Annotated in this window: 9 protein-coding genes, 9 tRNA genes and 2 rRNA genes (1 of these 20 running past the window's edge); 19 read left to right on the forward strand and 1 reads right to left on the reverse strand. The window is 44.2% G+C overall.

Features of this window, described 5'->3' with window-relative positions; translation table 11 throughout:
• The 12 genes from QNH43_RS00940 to rocF form a co-directional block, all read left to right on the forward strand.
• A 23S ribosomal RNA gene (locus QNH43_RS00940) occupies positions 1 to 1,421 on the forward strand; it begins 1,511 nt to the left of the window's first position.
• 74 nt (positions 1,422 to 1,495) lie between these two features.
• A 5S ribosomal RNA gene (gene rrf / locus QNH43_RS00945) occupies positions 1,496 to 1,611 on the forward strand.
• Positions 1,612 to 1,656: 45 nt separating this feature from the next.
• Positions 1,657 to 1,731 (forward strand) — tRNA-Asn (locus QNH43_RS00950).
• 3 nt (positions 1,732 to 1,734) lie between these two features.
• A tRNA-Thr gene (locus tag QNH43_RS00955) sits at positions 1,735 to 1,807 on the forward strand.
• Between the two features lie 31 nt (positions 1,808 to 1,838).
• A tRNA-Glu gene (locus tag QNH43_RS00960) sits at positions 1,839 to 1,913 on the forward strand.
• Positions 1,914 to 1,930: 17 nt separating this feature from the next.
• Positions 1,931 to 2,006, forward strand: a tRNA-Val gene (locus tag QNH43_RS00965).
• A gap of 15 nt (positions 2,007 to 2,021) precedes the next feature.
• A tRNA-Thr gene (locus QNH43_RS00970) sits at positions 2,022 to 2,097 on the forward strand.
• Positions 2,098 to 2,115: 18 nt separating this feature from the next.
• Positions 2,116 to 2,199 (forward strand) — tRNA-Tyr (locus tag QNH43_RS00975).
• A 101-nt stretch (positions 2,200 to 2,300) separates the two neighbouring features.
• A tRNA-Gln gene (locus tag QNH43_RS00980) sits at positions 2,301 to 2,375 on the forward strand.
• Between the two features lie 3 nt (positions 2,376 to 2,378).
• Positions 2,379 to 2,450 (forward strand) — tRNA-Gly (locus QNH43_RS00985).
• A gap of 21 nt (positions 2,451 to 2,471) precedes the next feature.
• Positions 2,472 to 2,547 (forward strand) — tRNA-Ala (locus tag QNH43_RS00990).
• 435 nt (positions 2,548 to 2,982) lie between these two features.
• The gene (rocF, locus tag QNH43_RS00995; RefSeq protein ID WP_076372680.1) at positions 2,983 to 3,885 is read left to right on the forward strand and encodes an arginase; all 903 of its coding nucleotides are present in this window, start codon (positions 2,983 to 2,985) and stop codon (positions 3,883 to 3,885) included.
• A 140-nt stretch (positions 3,886 to 4,025) separates the two neighbouring features.
• Here the strand turns inward: rocF and QNH43_RS01000 are convergent, their stop codons facing one another.
• Entirely contained in the window at positions 4,026 to 4,211 is a 186-nt protein-coding gene (locus QNH43_RS01000; RefSeq protein ID WP_076372678.1) for an aspartyl-phosphate phosphatase Spo0E family protein, read from the reverse strand.
• Between the two features lie 172 nt (positions 4,212 to 4,383).
• Between QNH43_RS01000 and sigW the strand changes: the two genes are divergently transcribed.
• The 7 genes from sigW to QNH43_RS01035 all read left to right on the forward strand — a co-directional run bounded on the left by sigW (position 4,384) and on the right by QNH43_RS01035 (position 12,299).
• Positions 4,384 to 4,947, forward strand: a complete 564-nt coding sequence (sigW, locus tag QNH43_RS01005; RefSeq protein WP_063236211.1) for an RNA polymerase sigma factor SigW — start codon at positions 4,384 to 4,386, stop codon at positions 4,945 to 4,947.
• Between the two features lie 16 nt (positions 4,948 to 4,963).
• Entirely contained in the window at positions 4,964 to 5,587 is a 624-nt protein-coding gene (locus QNH43_RS01010; RefSeq protein WP_076372676.1) for an anti-sigma factor family protein, read from the forward strand.
• Between the two features lie 219 nt (positions 5,588 to 5,806).
• Positions 5,807 to 6,631, forward strand: coding sequence for a diadenylate cyclase CdaA (gene cdaA / locus QNH43_RS01015; RefSeq protein WP_034304935.1), 825 nt, complete (start codon positions 5,807 to 5,809; stop codon positions 6,629 to 6,631).
• Positions 6,624 to 7,982, forward strand: a complete 1,359-nt coding sequence (locus QNH43_RS01020) for a CdaR family protein (RefSeq protein ID WP_283916500.1) — start codon at positions 6,624 to 6,626, stop codon at positions 7,980 to 7,982. Before cdaA ends, QNH43_RS01020 begins: the two co-directional genes overlap by 8 nt.
• 56 nt (positions 7,983 to 8,038) lie before the next feature.
• Positions 8,039 to 9,388: a phosphoglucosamine mutase gene (glmM, locus tag QNH43_RS01025; protein ID WP_283916501.1), complete on the forward strand. Its 1,350-nt coding sequence runs from the start codon at positions 8,039 to 8,041 to the stop codon at positions 9,386 to 9,388.
• A gap of 464 nt (positions 9,389 to 9,852) precedes the next feature.
• The gene (glmS, locus tag QNH43_RS01030) at positions 9,853 to 11,655 is read left to right on the forward strand and encodes a glutamine--fructose-6-phosphate transaminase (isomerizing) (protein ID WP_098371736.1); all 1,803 of its coding nucleotides are present in this window, start codon (positions 9,853 to 9,855) and stop codon (positions 11,653 to 11,655) included.
• Positions 11,656 to 11,927: 272 nt separating this feature from the next.
• The gene (locus QNH43_RS01035) at positions 11,928 to 12,299 is read left to right on the forward strand and encodes an iron chaperone (protein ID WP_283916502.1); all 372 of its coding nucleotides are present in this window, start codon (positions 11,928 to 11,930) and stop codon (positions 12,297 to 12,299) included.
• The last annotated feature ends 40 nt before the right edge of the window (positions 12,300 to 12,339 follow it).

Here is a 12,339-nt window from a genome sequence, read left to right on the forward strand (position 1 = left end):
CGCGTCCAAGCAGTTAGGCCGGAAACGAGGCAAATCCCGTTTCCATTAAGGCGGAGCTGTGATGGCGAGGGAAATATAGTACCGAAGTTCCTGATTCCACGCTGCCAAGAAAAGCCTCTAGTGAGATGTAAGGTGCCCGTACCGCAAACCGACACAGGTAGGCGAGGAGAGAATCCTAAGGTGTGCGAGAGAACTCTCGTTAAGGAACTCGGCAAAATGACCCCGTAACTTCGGGAGAAGGGGTGCTTTTTAGGGTGAATAGCCCAGAAAAGCCGCAGTGAATAGGCCCAGGCGACTGTTTAGCAAAAACACAGGTCTCTGCGAAGCCGCAAGGCGAAGTATAGGGGCTGACACCTGCCCGGTGCTGGAAGGTTAAGGGGAGAGGTTAGCGCAAGCGAAGCTTTGAACCGAAGCCCCAGTAAACGGCGGCCGTAACTATAACGGTCCTAAGGTAGCGAAATTCCTTGTCGGGTAAGTTCCGACCCGCACGAAAGGTGTAACGATCTGGGCACTGTCTCAACGAGAGACTCGGTGAAATTATAGTACCTGTGAAGATGCAGGTTACCCGCGACAGGACGGAAAGACCCCGTGGAGCTTTACTGCAGCCTGATATTGAATTTTGGTACAGCTTGTACAGGATAGGTAGGAGCCTGAGAAGCCGGAGCGCCAGCTTCGGTGGAGGCGTTGGTGGGATACTACCCTGGCTGTATTGAAATTCTAACCCGCGCCCCTCATCGGGGTGGGAGACAGTGTCAGGTGGGCAGTTTGACTGGGGCGGTCGCCTCCTAAAGAGTAACGGAGGCGCCCAAAGGTTCCCTCAGAATGGTTGGAAATCATTCGTAGAGTGTAAAGGCACAAGGGAGCTTGACTGCGAGACCTACAAGTCGAGCAGGGACGAAAGTCGGGCTTAGTGATCCGGTGGTTCCGCATGGAAGGGCCATCGCTCAACGGATAAAAGCTACCCCGGGGATAACAGGCTTATCTCCCCCAAGAGTCCACATCGACGGGGAGGTTTGGCACCTCGATGTCGGCTCATCGCATCCTGGGGCTGTAGTCGGTCCCAAGGGTTGGGCTGTTCGCCCATTAAAGCGGTACGCGAGCTGGGTTCAGAACGTCGTGAGACAGTTCGGTCCCTATCCGTCGCGGGCGCAGGAAATTTGAGAGGAGCTGTCCTTAGTACGAGAGGACCGGGATGGACGCACCGCTGGTGTACCAGTTGTCTTGCCAAAGGCATAGCTGGGTAGCTACGTGCGGACGGGATAAGTGCTGAAAGCATCTAAGCATGAAGCCCCCCTCAAGATGAGATTTCCCATGGCGCAAGCTAGTAAGATCCCTGAAAGATGATCAGGTTGATAGGTCAGAGGTGGAAGCATGGTGACATGTGGAGCTGACTGATACTAATAGATCGAGGACTTAACCTACGCTTTTTAAAAAATGAAATACCTTCTTATTATCTAGTTTTGAAGGAATGAAAATTCTTCAAAAATGAATATAGTCTGGCAATGATGGCGAAGAGGTCACACCCGTACCCATTCCGAACACGGAAGTTAAGTTCTTCAGCGCCGATGGTAGTTGGGGGTTTCCCCCTGTGAGAGTAGGACGTTGCCAGGCTATTCATTTAAATCTTTAAATGGGTTTTAGGAAACATTATATTATTCCGCAGTAGCTCAGTGGTAGAGCATTCGGCTGTTAACCGAACGGTCGTAGGTTCGAGTCCTACCTGCGGAGCCATATGCTTCCATAGCTCAGTAGGTAGAGCACTTCCATGGTAAGGAAGAGGTCAGCGGTTCGAATCCGCTTGGGAGCTTCCCGATCTATCTATGAACACAAAACAGTTCGGCCCGTTGGTCAAGCGGTTAAGACACCGCCCTTTCACGGCGGTAACACGGGTTCGAATCCCGTACGGGTCACCATTTTAAATCATTAATCCGGAGGATTAGCTCAGCTGGGAGAGCATCTGCCTTACAAGCAGAGGGTCGGCGGTTCGATCCCGTCATCCTCCACCATTTCATTCTTTACTTGCCGGTGTAGCTCAACTGGTAGAGCAACTGACTTGTAATCAGTAGGTTGGGGGTTCAAGTCCTCTTGCCGGCACCATTTACAACCATATATTGCGGAGGGGTAGCGAAGTGGCTAAACGCGGCGGACTGTAAATCCGCTCCTTCGGGTTCGGCAGTTCGAATCTGCCCCCCTCCACCATTTTAATAAAATCCTGTGGATCAGTTATATATTCTCTGTATTGGGGAAATATATGATTACCACCTTTTTATTTTGTTGATTTATCATTGCATATCATATATTGGGCTATAGCCAAGCGGTAAGGCAACGGATTTTGATTCCGTCATGCGAAGGTTCGATCCCTTCTAGCCCAGCCATTTGCGGAAGTAGTTCAGTGGTAGAATACAACCTTGCCAAGGTTGGGGTCGCGGGTTCGAATCCCGTCTTCCGCTTAATAAATTTTAAATCCCTTAGGGGCCTTAGCTCAGCTGGGAGAGCGCCTGCCTTGCACGCAGGAGGTCAGCGGTTCGATCCCGCTAGGCTCCACCATCAACTACATACACCAAAACTTACGTCTTAAGCCAAAAATGGTTTAAGACTTTTTTTTTGTTTAGGCTCTTTTCGTAAAGATTGTTGTTTTAAAACGAAACGATTTAAGGTTGATTGGAGCGCAAGTGCGAGACTCCTGCGGGGGAGCGGCGGGACAGGTGAGACCCCCCAGGCGTTCACGCCGAGGAGGCTCACCGCCCGCCACGCGGAAAGCGAGCATCTGGAGGGGAAATCAACCACACCGCTTTACTTGGTAGATAGCAACAAAGTATGCGAAAACAGCCTTTGTTTAAGACATAATTGGGTAAACTAAACCCCAGAAAGATATTATTTCACACAAAACATATGTGATAGGAACGTGCATCTTTATACATGGAAATGTCGAGTTGAACCAATCGGCATATACGATATAAAATGATGGAAAGGGGGAATTGTATGTCTATTCAGAAAATTTCCGTCATCGGTTTGCCAATGGACCTTGGTCAAGCAAGGCGAGGGGTGGATATGGGACCTAGTGCCATTCGCTGCGCAGAGATCGTCGAGCGTCTTGAAAAGTTGAATATAGAAGTAGAGGATTTAGGGGATATAATTGTTGGCCGTCCTGAAAATGCAGATGAGCCTGGTACAAATCTAAAAAACTTACAGCTTGTAGCGAAGGGTAACTCCCTGTTAGCTACAAGAGTTGATGAAATAATAGAAGGAGGTTCCTTTCCGCTTGTATTGGGAGGAGACCATTCAATAGCTATAGGTACACTTGCAGGAGTCGCTAAGCACTATGAAAATGTAGGTGTGATTTGGTATGACGCACACGGGGATTTAAATACGGAAGATACTTCACCATCAGGGAATATACACGGTATGCCCCTGGCTGTCAGTATTGGGCTTGGACATCCGGACCTAATCAATATCCATGGTTTTGCTCCAAAAGTGAAACCGGAAAACATCGTTATAATTGGAGCAAGGTCATTGGATGAAGGGGAAAAAGAACTTATCCGTGAAAAAGGGATTAAAGTATTCACGATGCATGAGATCGACCGCTTGGGAATGACACGCGTCATGGAAGAATGCATTGATTATTTAAGGGAGAGAACGGATGGCGTCCACCTTTCATTGGATTTGGATGGAGTCGACCCAGCAGATGCACCCGGAGTGGGGACACCGGTGATTGGTGGTATAAGTTATCGGGAAAGTCATTTGGCCATGGAAATGCTTGCGGAATCCAACTTGATTACATCAGCTGAATTCGTTGAAGTGAATCCCGTTTTAGATGAGCGAAATAAGACGGCGATCGTGGCCGTGGCCCTAATGGGTTCGCTATTTGGTGAAAAATTACTATAACTGAAAAAAAATAAAAGAAACAGTAACCGGCTTGTAATGGGTTACTGTTTTTTATATGCTAGAAGACGTAGGTTTATTTACCAGGGTGTATGTAATAGGAACATATATATAGATAAATGGTTGCAAACGTATATCCATATTCACTTGAGGGCGCGTCTGTCTGTGAGATCTCCATTTTTAGTTAAATGGATGTATTGGATGATTAGAGAATCCAGTTTGCTGCTAACTTCAACAACTTCATTATCCACCATCGAAGAACGGGAAGCCAAAAACATCATTTTCTGTCTGTATTGTTCAATATGGTCCAAAATTTGTTCTGCAGTCATATAGAGAATCACTCCCTTGAATTTTACAATTTCTTACTATATAACCCTGTTTTTTTTTTCTTAAACATAAAATGTAAAACTTTGTTAAAATTAATGTATTAAATTTTTGAAACCTTTTAGCTTACGGTTCGTAGTAATCGTATAGCCGCATGAGCGGGGGTAATACCGGAAAATGGATGCACTCATTAAAGAGAGAATTAATCAAGTATTAAAGGGAGACCATAATGCATTTGGGGAAATTGTCGAAATATACAAGGACAAAGTGTTCCAAATATGTTTCAGGATGCTCGGTAACAGGCAAGAAGCAGAAGATTTGGCACAAGAGGCCTTTGTAAGGGCCTACGTGAATATTCGAAGTTTCAATATACAAATGAAATTTTCTACATGGTTATACCGGATTGCGACCAATCTTTGTATTGACCGGCTTCGCAAGAAAAAACCGGATTACTATTTAGATGCAGAGGTGGCAGGAACAGAGGGATTGAATATGTATTCCCAAATTGCATCGGATATGGCGAAACCCGAGGAAGAGGTTGAATCTTTAGAACTACAGGAAACCATTCAAGTGGAAATAATGAAATTGCCCGAGAAATACCGATCGGTTATCGTATTGAAGTATATTGAAGAGTTATCCCTAAAGGAAATCAGTGAAATACTCGATTTGCCGGTCGGTACGGTTAAGACGAGGATACATCGCGGTCGGGAAGCCTTGCGTAAACAACTGCGCCATTTATAAAAAGAAGGTGAGAAAAATGAACTGCCATGAGGAAATCATTGAATATATGCATGATTATTTAGATGAGGACATCAAACCGGAGCATAAAGAAGTTTTACGGGAGCACTTGCATAACTGTGCTGAATGCCGGGATTACTTTCATGAAATGAAAAAGGCGGTCGCTCTTGTACAAAGCACTTCCCATATAAAGGCCCCGGATGACTTTACAGCAAAGGTTATGGCTCAATTGCCAAAGGAAACGAAAACAACAGGTGCCAAACGTTGGTTCAAAAGCCATCCCTTCATGACAGCGGCAGCGATGTTCATCATATTGATGACAGGATCTGTTTTTTCCACTTATAATCAGGACGAACATTTTTCAGTATCAAAGCAGCCTAACTTAGTGGTCGAAGGTGAAACGGTGATTGTGCCTGAGGGTGAGACAGTCAAGGGAAATGTGGTAGTTCAAAATGGTAACATTCAAATAGATGGTGAAGTAGAGGGAGATGTGACAGTCATAAATGGGCATAAATATATGTCAAAAGCAGGGAATGTGACTGGGAGCATCCATGTTATTGACCAAGCTTTTGAGTGGATGTGGTATAAAGTAAAGGATACTGCAACCTCGCTGGTTCCTGCTAAAGAGGAGAAAAAGGAATAAGGAATGAAAGCTGGGAGGGGGCACCGTTTTTTCATTTACGGTGACCTCGCTCAGCTTTATTTTTTAAAAGGAAGGGAACCCTTTTTCATGATTCGTTTTTCCTATGTAAATTTCTCACACTAGTTTTTAGATGTATCATTTAAAAAATGGTATACTATTAAGGTTATCGTATAAAGATTGTAATTTGTATTTGGAGTAATACTGACTGGAGGAAACAACATGTCTTTAACCAACTTGACTGTTTGGGACTATGTAGTAAATTTCATTGATATTCTCCTTGTATGGTTTGTGATATATAAATTGTTAACTATTATTCGGGGCACGAAGGCTATTCAGCTGCTAAAAGGAATTTTTGTAATTGTCATTGTAAAAAGCTTAAGCAACCTGTTTGGTTTCAATACACTCGGATGGTTAATGGCACAAGTCATGAATTGGGGAGTATTGGCGATTCTCGTCATTTTTCAACCTGAACTGAGAAGGGCACTAGAACAATTAGGACGCGGGAAGCTCTTTGCAAGGGGCACCGTTCCAGAAGAGAATCAGCAAGAGCGTTTAGTCGAAGAAATCCTAAAGGCGTCCACCTATATGGCAAAAAGGCGGATCGGAGCCTTGATTACGATAGAAAAAGGTACGGAGCTAGGGGATTATGTTGAAACGGGGATACCTCTAAAATCCTATATTTCTTCAGAATTGCTCATTAATATCTTCATCCCTAATACGCCGCTCCATGATGGCGCAGTTATTTTACAAAATAACCAGGTGGCAGCTGCAGCTTGCTATTTGCCATTATCAGAGAGTCCATTCATATCAAAGGAACTTGGCACACGGCATAGGGCAGCCATAGGCATGAGTGAAGTTACGGATAGTCTTACGATTGTCGTTTCAGAAGAAACGGGAGGGATATCCGTCACTAAAAACGGGGAACTTTACCGGGATTTGAATCAAGAATCATTTAGGGCCATGCTTACAAGTGAACTGGTAGTGGAAAACATCAAATCAACTTCCTCAAGCATCTTTAACTGGAGGGGGAAAAAGAATGGATAAATTCACCAATAGCGCTTGGTTTATGAGAATCGTAGCTTTTGCCTTGGCGGCACTTTTGTTCATTTCCATTAACTTTGAGATGGAGTCGGATAAAAAATCACTTGGTTTATCGACTGCCCCTGAAATCAGTACGGAGACCATCGAAAATGTACCGGTTGAAGTGTACTATGACCGTGAGAATTTAGTGGTGAGCGGAGTGCCGGAGACGGTGGATGTTACTCTAAAGGGAGCAAAAAGCCTATTGATAAATGCGAAAAACCAAAGGGATTTTAAAGTGTATGTAGACCTTTCCGATCCTGCAATCTCAATGGGGGACAGAACTGTCACATTTAAAATAAGTGATTTGAATGAAAAATTAGTGGCGACGATCGATCCGGAATATGCGGAAGTCAACGTTCAGGAACGGGTGACGAAGGAATTCTCCGTTGAAGCCGAGTATAATAGCTCTCTACTTGAAGAGGGATATACCGCTGGTCAGCCAACAGTCAGCCCGAAAACTGTCAAAATAACGGGTGCTAAAGATGCAATTGAACAAATTTCCTATGTAAAGGCAAACCTTGAAATAAGTAAGGGGCTTAACGAAACGGTGAACGGCAAGGCAACAGTTAAAGCTCTGGATAGGGACCTGAATAAGCTGGATGTGACGATCGAGCCATCTACTGTTTCAGTTTCCTTAAAAGTGAGCATTCCTTCCAAGACGGTGTCGATAGCACCGAAGCAAACTGGCAAGGCAAAGGATGGCATTAGGATTACGAGTATAAGTGTCGACCCAAAAGAGGTCACCTTATTTGGTTCGGAAACGAGCCTTGAGAAAATAGATGTAGTAAATCTTCCTGTAAATATCTCGAAAATTGATGGTGATACAGAACTGGAACTCGATCTTGATAAACCGGAAAGTGTACAAAAAATGTCCTTGGGTAAGGCAAAGGTCAAGGTTCGTACAGAGAAAGTCGAAGTGGATGAAGAGAATGCAGAGCCAGTCGTAGAAGAGGAAGAACCAGAAACCGAACCAAAACAAGAAGAACAAGTAGTCGAAGAAGAAGCAGAAGAAGATGAACCGGCTGCCATTGAGTCTAAAACTTTCAACAATATACCAATAGTGCCTGTGGGCATGAAGGATGACCAAAATGCCGAATTGGAATCCGATGTAACAAGCATCACTTTGCTTGGTGAGGCGGATGAATTGAAGAAAATAACTAAAGACGACATTAATCTTACAGTAGATGTGAGTAATTTAGATGAAGGTACGCATGATGTGGATTTGGCGGTATCAGTGCCTGAGGGAGTGGAGTGGGAACTGGATTCTAAAACGATTTCGGTCACCATCACACCAAAAGACGAAGAGACATGACTTTTCTTTAACATCATCATTAAATTCAGTAACGATTCGAAGAAGGAGCGATAAAGATGGGTAAATATTTTGGAACAGACGGAGTCAGGGGTATAGCGAATAGCGAATTAACACCGGAGTTGGCATTTAAACTAGGCCGTTTTGGTGGCTACGTGCTTACTAGAAATACAGAAAAGCCCAAGGTGCTGATAGGGCGCGATACTCGTATTTCAGGTGAAATGCTGGAAGGTGCGCTTGTTGCCGGTCTTTTATCCATTGGGGCTGAAGTGATGCGCCTGGGTGTCATTTCGACACCGGGAGTTGCCTATTTAACAAAGGCCTTAAGTGCTGAAGCAGGTGTCATGATTTCCGCTTCTCATAATCCGGTAGCGGATAATGGCATTAAATTCTTTGGACCGGATGGGTTTAAGTTATCCGATGAACAAGAAGCGGAAATTGAAACACTATTAGATATGGAAAAGGATGAACTTCCACGCCCTGTTGGCGGAGATTTAGGCCATTTGAACGATTATTTCGAAGGAGGACAAAAGTATCTCCAGTACTTGAAACAATCAGTGGATGAAGATTTTACAGGCATTCATGTTGCTCTTGATTGTGCACATGGGGCGACCTCTGCCTTGGCCATGCATTTGTTTGCAGATCTTGATGCGGACATCTCTACGATGGGGGCATCTCCCAATGGCTTGAACATTAATGATAAGGTAGGTTCCACCCACCCTGAGGCACTTGCTGAATTCTTAAAAGAAAAAGGTGCGGATGTCGGACTTGCATTCGATGGTGACGGAGACCGCGTCATTGCGATAGATGAAAAAGGAAATATAGTGGACGGCGACCAAATCATGTATATCTGTGCGAAATACCTTAAAGAAAATAACCGTCTGAAACAGGGAACAGTGGTTTCCACGATCATGAGCAACCTTGGTTTTTATAAAGGTCTTGAAGAGCATGGCATACAAAGCGCCCAGACGGCAGTGGGGGATCGCTATGTGGTCGAGGAGATGCGAAAAGGCGGCTATAACCTTGGCGGCGAACAATCCGGACATATCATCTTCCTGGACTATAACACGACAGGCGATGGCTTATTGACGGGCTTACAGCTTGTGAACATCATGAGTGATACCCAAAAAACCTTATCAGAGCTCGCTGGCGAGATGAAGAAATATCCACAAACGCTGATCAATGTCAGAGTTACCGATAAACACGCTGTAACCGATAATGAAAAGGTACAAGAAGTCATCAAGGCAGTCGAAGAGGAAATGGACGGAAACGGTCGTATTTTAGTGAGACCATCCGGTACTGAACCGCTAGTCCGTGTTATGGCTGAAGCACCGACAGCTGAGGAATGCACTAATTATGTAGATCGCATCGTCGCAGTTGTAAGAGCGGAAATGGGAATGAACGAATAACTGATTCTATGCATAAAAGGAACGTAATTTCCTTTTATGCATATTTTTATTAAGAAGTTCTTTTTTTAGGTCTTGGTAATAAAGAATTGACCTATGTCCCTTGTTTAAGGTATGATTATCCTGATTTACAACTCATTTTCTAAAAATGGTTGTGTTAAAAAGGAGGGTAGGCAAGGAGAAACGGATTCACAAAAGCGCCTGAACTAAGTCTGGACGAGAAATGGCTTAGTTGACGAGGAGGAGGTTTATCGAATGATCGGCGGATACCTCCCGGCTGAAGTGCACAGCCGCAGTAATTCCAATCTTAAAACAGTAGGGCAACTTACTGCACAAAGGGTTGGAAATGCACAATGGGAAAAAGTGCTTTAGGGCATTTCCTTTATAAAAATATATATCAGAGATGAGGGGGCAGGGATGCCCCCGTGCATTCCTGTCCCCTCTAATCGGTTGGAGGAACAGAAATTATGTGTGGAATTGTTGGATATATTGGACTTAACGATGCAAAGGAAATTTTATTAAAAGGTCTTGAAAAACTTGAATACCGCGGTTATGACTCTTCTGGGATTGCTGTGCGCAATGAAGCAGGCGTTACAATCTTTAAGGAAAAGGGAAGAATCGCGGACTTACGCGGAGCCGTTGATGAAAATACTATGGCACATACTGGAATAGGACATACGCGCTGGGCCACCCATGGTGTGCCAAGCCGTGAAAATGCCCATCCTCACCAAAGTAATTCAGGTCGATTGACTTTAGTTCATAATGGTGTCATTGAAAACTATGCGATTCTAAAACGTGAATATTTGAAGGATGTTGCCTTTAAAAGTGAAACGGATACGGAAGTCATCGTTCAACTTATAGAGAAGTTCGTAAACGAGGGCATGGAAGTGGAAGAGGCGTTCCGTCAAACACTCACTCTTTTGGAAGGTTCATATGCCATTGCCCTATTGGATGCTGAAAATGATGAAACCATCTTAGTCGCAAAAAATAAAAGCCCGCTGCTAATCGGTGTCGGAAAAGACTTTAACGTTGTCGCTTCGGATGCAATGGCCATGTTGCAAGTCACAGATCAATTCCTTGAACTGATGGATAAGGAAATGGTTATCGTGACAAAAGAAAAGGTAACGATCAAGAACCTTTCCAACGAAGAAGTCATGCGTGCTCCGTACACTGCTGAACTTGATGCAAGTGATATTGAAAAAGGTACGTATCCGCACTATATGCTCAAAGAAGTCGACGAGCAGCCAGCTGTAATACGTAAAATCATTCAAGCATACCAAAATGAAGAAGGTAAACTTGCAATCGATTATAGCATTACTGAAGCCGTAAGTGAGGCTGACCGTATTTATATCATCGCTTGCGGAACCAGCTATCATGCAGGGTTGATTGGTAAGCAATTCATCGAAAAAATGACTGAAATTCCGGTTGAGGTCCATGTGGCATCGGAATTCACTTACAATATGCCGTTATTATCGAAAAAACCGCTATTCATCTTCATTTCACAAAGTGGTGAAACTGCAGATAGCCGTGCCGTGTTAGTGTCGATCAAAGCGCTTGGTCATAAAGCCCTGACCATCACGAACGTACCTGGCTCTACATTGTCACGTGAAGCGGATTATACGCTCTTGCTGCATGCTGGCCCTGAAATTGCCGTTGCCTCGACTAAGGCTTATACAGCTCAAGTGGCAGTCTTATCGATCTTAGCGAATGTAACTGGCCAATTCCGTAACATGGAGTATGATTTCGACCTTGTAAAAGAGCTTGGAATCGTTGCGACAGCAATGGAAGCCCTATGTGATTCGAAAGAAGAGATGGAAGACATTGCCCGTGAATACTTGTCCGTTACGAGAAACTGCTTCTTCATTGGCCGTTCTCTTGACTACTATGTTGTGCTTGAAGGGGCCCTTAAGCTGAAGGAGATTTCATACATCCAGGCGGAAGGCTTTGCTGGCGGAGAGCTTAAACATGGAACGATCGCCTTGATTGAAGAAGGAACACCTGTCATAGCCCTTGCTACGCAAGCGGGTGTCAACCTAAGCATCCGTGGTAATGTTAAGGAAGTGGTTGCCCGTGGCGCCAACCCTTGCATCATTTCCATGAAGGGGCTTGAAGAAGAGGATGACCGTTTCGTCATCCCGGAAGTGAATGAACTATTAACACCCCTTATCTCTGTTATCCCGCTGCAGCTCATTGCTTACTACGCAGCCTTGCACCGCGAATGTGACGTGGATAAACCACGTAACCTTGCGAAAAGTGTAACGGTTGAGTAAGTCGGAATGAATGCAATGTATGTTTTAGATTTAAAATGAAATCTAACTGTTTATAAAAAGTTGCGAAGCTTCACCCCTTTGGCTATGATTAGCCAAAGGGTATTTTTTTTATGTCTAAAAGAACGAGAACCTCTCAAGTTGGCAAGTGGTTTAAAGCAGGCCGAGGAATCGGTGCGCAGTGTAAATAAAGTCATTTCATACATATTGATTATGATACGGATGAGGGGAAAATGACATTATTCAAAAAAATTTCAATTTTAGGAGAGAGTGACATGGAAGTTTTTGCAGAATTTTTAGCGAAGATTGATGACCCGCAACATCGGGACCGAACGGAGGAAGTTTTGGCTTGGGTAATTAACAAATATCCAAATTTAATTCCGAAAATCGCGTGGAATCAGCCTATGTTTACCGATCATGGCACATATATCATTGGCTTTAGCGTAGCCAAACATCATTTGGCCGTGGCCCCTGAAATAGCAGGGATTAATCATTTCTCTGATGAAATTGTGCAGGCTGGCTATGATCACACCAAGCAGTTGGTGCGCATCAAGTGGGATCGTCCGCTTGATTACTCATTACTTGAGAGAATGATCGAGTTTAATATTTTGGATAAGGCTGACTGTTCAACTTTTTGGCGGAAATAAAAAAATCGGATTATTTAGAGTGAAATTAATTTTAATCAAA

It is taken from the genome of Peribacillus simplex, from assembly GCF_030123325.1.
In the GTDB taxonomy this organism is placed as follows: Bacteria; Bacillota; Bacilli; order Bacillales; family DSM-1321; genus Peribacillus; species Peribacillus simplex_D.

What these genes read in the sequence shown, in the direction of transcription:
- rocF (WP_076372680.1), top strand. Translation starts at nt 2,983, where the DNA reads ATGTCTATTCAGAAAATTTCCGTCATCGGTTTGCCAATGGACCTTGGT.
- QNH43_RS01000 (WP_076372678.1), bottom strand. Translation starts at nt 4,211, where the DNA reads ATGACTGCAGAACAAATTTTGGACCATATTGAACAATACAGACAGAAA.
- sigW (WP_063236211.1), top strand. Translation starts at nt 4,384, where the DNA reads ATGGATGCACTCATTAAAGAGAGAATTAATCAAGTATTAAAGGGAGAC.
- QNH43_RS01010 (WP_076372676.1), top strand. Translation starts at nt 4,964, where the DNA reads ATGAACTGCCATGAGGAAATCATTGAATATATGCATGATTATTTAGAT.
- cdaA (WP_034304935.1), top strand. Translation starts at nt 5,807, where the DNA reads ATGTCTTTAACCAACTTGACTGTTTGGGACTATGTAGTAAATTTCATT.
- QNH43_RS01020 (WP_283916500.1), top strand. Translation starts at nt 6,624, where the DNA reads ATGGATAAATTCACCAATAGCGCTTGGTTTATGAGAATCGTAGCTTTT.
- glmM (WP_283916501.1), top strand. Translation starts at nt 8,039, where the DNA reads ATGGGTAAATATTTTGGAACAGACGGAGTCAGGGGTATAGCGAATAGC.
- glmS (WP_098371736.1), top strand. Translation starts at nt 9,853, where the DNA reads ATGTGTGGAATTGTTGGATATATTGGACTTAACGATGCAAAGGAAATT.
- QNH43_RS01035 (WP_283916502.1), top strand. Translation starts at nt 11,928, where the DNA reads ATGGAAGTTTTTGCAGAATTTTTAGCGAAGATTGATGACCCGCAACAT.